Below are 3,814 nucleotides of genomic sequence, written 5' to 3'. Positions count from 1 at the left end.
TATATATAAGAGGTGGATATAAAAAAATTAATAAGGAAGTGTAAGCCATGCTGTGTTACTGCAGGCGAATTGCAGCGGCTGCTGTTTTAGCCGTTGCCGTCGTCATGGGGGCTGCGTTTTCCGGCGCAGCTGAGGCGGCTGTGCCTGGAACGGGGGCTGAATCGGCATGTATGATTGACGTCGATTCAGGAAAAATTTTGTATCAAGTGAATCCGACGAAATGGGTTCATCCAGCGAGTACGACAAAAATTGTCACGCTCTTGACGGCATTGGATCAAAAAGGGGACATGCTTCAGGAACCGCTGGTTATTTCGCCGTATGCTGCCAACACGGAGCCGTCTTCTCTGGGTATTGCACCGGGAGATGCGCTGACTGTACAGGAAGCGCTCCGCGGCATGATGGTTGTATCCGGGAATGATGCAGCCGTTGCCGTTGCAGAAACGCTGGGCGGTTCTGTTGCCGGATATGCGGATATGATGAATAAGCAGGCAAAAAAAATGGGGGCTGCTCATTCACATTTCGTCAATCCTAACGGCCTGACAGCAGCAAAGCATTATACGACAGCTGTGGACATGGCGAAAATGGCTGCGTACGGAATGAAACATTTTCCGGAATTCCGTTACATCGTCGGGCTGAAATCGTATGATGTGAAGTATCTGGACGGCCGGGCGCCTAAGCACGTGACGACGACTAACCGCTTTTTGCTGAGCGGGTATGCCGGCGCCAACGGTGTTAAGACGGGCTTTACCAATGCTGCCGGCGTCTGCCTGGTCGCTTCGGCAACGCGCAACGGTCATACCCTGGTAGTTGCTCTCTTTAATGATGACAACCGCTGGGAAGATGCGCCGGCTATTCTGGATTATGGATTCCGGCGTCTGGAAACAGGCCGCTAAGGTATTACGAACAGAGGGGTGAGTAATGATGGCACATGTTTTGACGATTGAAGATGACCGTATGATAGCAGCACTGGAAAAGGAACTGCTGGAAGCAAACGGGTATCAGGTTACTATTGCAGCTACGGGCAAGGAAGGAATGAAAGTATTCGACGGGGGGAAAATAGACGCCGTATTGCTGGACGTCAATTTGCCGGATACAGATGGATTTATTCTTTGTCAGAAAATTCGCAATGTAAGTCACGTACCGATTTTATTTGTTACGGGACAGGGAAGCAATGAAGATCAGATTAAAGGACTGGCTATAGGGGCCGATGATTACATCGTCAAGCCATTCAATCCGTCCGTTATGGCTGCCCGGCTGAAAGCGCATCTGAATATGCATCAGCGTCTTCTGGACGCGCGGCCGCAGGAAGTGGATGAAAGCAAGCCCGATATTCATGTCGGCGACCTGCGTATTTTCATTAAGCGCCACCAGGTATACCGGGGCAAAAAAGAAATTGTCCTGACGATTAAGGAATTTAATTTACTGCTGTTTCTGGCGCGCCATCCGAACCAGGTTTTTTCCAAGAAATATCTCTTTGAAATGATCTGGCATCTCGATGCCTATGGCGAACTGGCGACGGTTACGGTTCATGTAAACCGGCTGCGGGATAAGCTGAACCGGGTAAAACCGAACTTTACCGGTATTGAAACGGTATGGGGCAATGGCTATCGGTTCCGTGTAGAAGAAGCATAGCCTGTATATGCAGGAATAAAACACCGCCTGATCACTGTGATCAGGCGGTGTTTTGCGTCGTCTCTGTATGTAGTTAAAACTCTGTATCTTCCATCAGGCTGACCTTGCCAAAGCGGGTTACGAGATCTTTCCGTTCCATTTTCCACGCCGGTGACGTGAGGCTGTATGAAGGATCGTAATTGGGCGATTCCATGTTGAGGATGCCGCAGACGAACTCATACATCAGATCGTTGGTGAAGAATTTGTTCTGATGAGCCTTTACGGTCTGATAGATTTCGGGGTTCCGTTTCTGATAGTCTTCAGATAAGTAGCAGAACAGGGGAATGCGCAGTACTTTGAAGCTGGCGCTGTCAGGCTGGCGGCCCACATCAGGATCGCTGCCGTGGTCGGAGAAATAGATCATGACGTCCAGATTCAGATTGGCTCTGGCATAGTCATAAATCTGGGACAGAACGTGATCCGTGTACAGGACGGTGTTGTCAAAGTCGGCATTTTCGTTGTACCGTTCGTCGTTAAAGACCTGGAATTCCTTGGGATAGCGGTTTCTGTATTCAATATGGCTTCCCATGAGATGGAGGACAATAAAGTTCTTTTCCTGAGGATTTACGTTGTGCAGGAACGGGAGCAGCGCGCCGTCAACGGTCGTTTCCTTGAGCTCCTGGTCGACCCATTCGGATACGTCTGCCGTTTTGGCAACTAACGTAATAGGCGTATCGGCTACGCCTACAGAGCCCTGATTGCTGAACCAGTACGTTTTGTATCCTGCCTTTTTGGCCATATCAATAATGGAAATGGACGAGTTAAATTCCTTGTTATTGTAGAAGTTCGACTCGGTCAGGGCATGTTCCAGAACCGGAACCGTATACCATACGCAGGCATAGGCATTGTTGAACAGCGTAAAATCAGGATTTTCCTTCATGGAAGTCAGCCACGGCGTATTTTTTACATGATTGGGATTGTATGCGTTCATGAGAGTCCGCGTTTCCGATTCGCCAATGACCAGAATTACCGTATTCGGTTCTGACGACGGATTCAGCTGCACTGCCTGGAGGGCGGCGAACTGGCTGTCATGATTCTGCGCGTATAAGGCAGAGCGTTTCATGTAGTCGTGCGTATCCAGGAACGTCCGCACTGGAAAGGCATCGGGCAGGATAGTATCGCCTAATACACCGACAGACGGAAAAATGATAAACAGGGACATAAGGGGCACTACCTTGCGGTACAGCTGTGTTCTGGGCAGCGCTTTCTGTGCATAGTTTACCAGAAACAGTCCGGCCAGTATGAGGAGAACCAGCAGGCCGATTCCCAGAACCCGCAGCAGACCGAGAGAGGAAAAGTACTCCATTGTTTCTGCCGGGCCGGTCTGGAAAATGAGCAGCGCTCCCGATGTGGTAATGCAGGAATGGTAGAGAGCAAAATATACCCACTGTACGGCAATGATAAAGAAGGCCGCAAACTGCAGGACTGTCATGATCGTGGCACTGATGCGGCGCGGCAGAAACTGCCGGATTGTCATATTCAGACAGAAAAGAATGGCAAATAAATAGAGCCCTACATATATGTCATACATATTGTTGAGATAGATCGTATTTTTTTCAGCCAGTGTAATATACGTCAAATAGGGCCCGGTAATGATCCAGCCCAGGCTGATAAATGCCGTCGGCCCCACAGCAGACCACGACAGCTGGCGCCAGTACAGGGCCAGCGTCAGGACGACGGCGCTGACAGACGGAATCAGGCCCAGGGTTACATCGCGAATATTGTCCGGACCCAGGCCCAGGGAAACGAGAAACTGCCATTGCAGGCAGAGAGCATACAGAGCAATAAAGGTACATAGCAATTGGAGAAGTCGACGCTTCGTAATCCCCGCACGAATCTGCGCTTTCAGAGAAATTGAGGCAAGCCGCTGCGGCATGTTTTGTTCAAAGTCAAGCATGGACATGTCACCTTTCTGTAAAGATGTAAATACTATGTAAAACACAATATCAGTCTTATTATACATCAAAGTATGGCGTTTACCTAGACAAAAATTTGGAGAACTTGAAAAAAATATGGAAAAAATACTTGCTAAAAAAATGAAATCATGATAGAATACTTTTTGTCGAGACAAAAAGCGTCTTGATGGAGAATATGAAATGGCCCCGTGGTGTAGCGGTTTAACATGTCGCCCTGTCACGGCGAA

Annotated in this window: 3 protein-coding genes; 2 read left to right on the top strand and 1 reads right to left on the bottom strand. The window is 48.9% G+C overall.

Annotated elements, in window-relative coordinates; translation table 11 throughout:
• Window positions 1-47: 47 nt before the first annotated feature.
• Window positions 48-893, top strand: a complete 846-nt coding sequence (locus tag Q3886_RS09050) for a D-alanyl-D-alanine carboxypeptidase family protein (protein ID WP_301861092.1) — start codon at window positions 48-50, stop codon at window positions 891-893.
• A gap of 25 nt (window positions 894-918) precedes the next feature.
• Entirely contained in the window at window positions 919-1,632 is a 714-nt protein-coding gene (locus tag Q3886_RS09045; protein ID WP_301861091.1) for a response regulator transcription factor, read from the top strand.
• Between the two features lie 73 nt (window positions 1,633-1,705).
• Here the strand turns inward: Q3886_RS09045 and Q3886_RS09040 are convergent, their stop codons facing one another.
• Entirely contained in the window at window positions 1,706-3,568 is a 1,863-nt protein-coding gene (locus Q3886_RS09040; RefSeq protein ID WP_301861090.1) for a phosphoethanolamine transferase, read from the bottom strand.
• Window positions 3,569-3,814: the final 246 nt, after the last annotated feature.

The sequence above is a fragment of the uncultured Megasphaera sp. genome, from assembly GCF_958350005.1.
Lineage (GTDB): Bacteria > Bacillota > Negativicutes > Veillonellales > Megasphaeraceae > Megasphaera.
The sequence above is the reverse complement of the archived record's forward strand: the minus strand, read 5'-3'. Positions and strand labels throughout refer to the sequence as shown.

Bases quoted from the DNA above. Each gene is read 5' to 3' on its own strand.
- Q3886_RS09040 (WP_301861090.1), bottom strand. From the start codon at position 3,568: ATGCTTGACTTTGAACAAAACATGCCGCAGCGGCTTGCCTCAATTTCT.
- Q3886_RS09045 (WP_301861091.1), top strand. From the start codon at position 919: ATGATGGCACATGTTTTGACGATTGAAGATGACCGTATGATAGCAGCA.
- Q3886_RS09050 (WP_301861092.1), top strand. From the start codon at position 48: ATGCTGTGTTACTGCAGGCGAATTGCAGCGGCTGCTGTTTTAGCCGTT.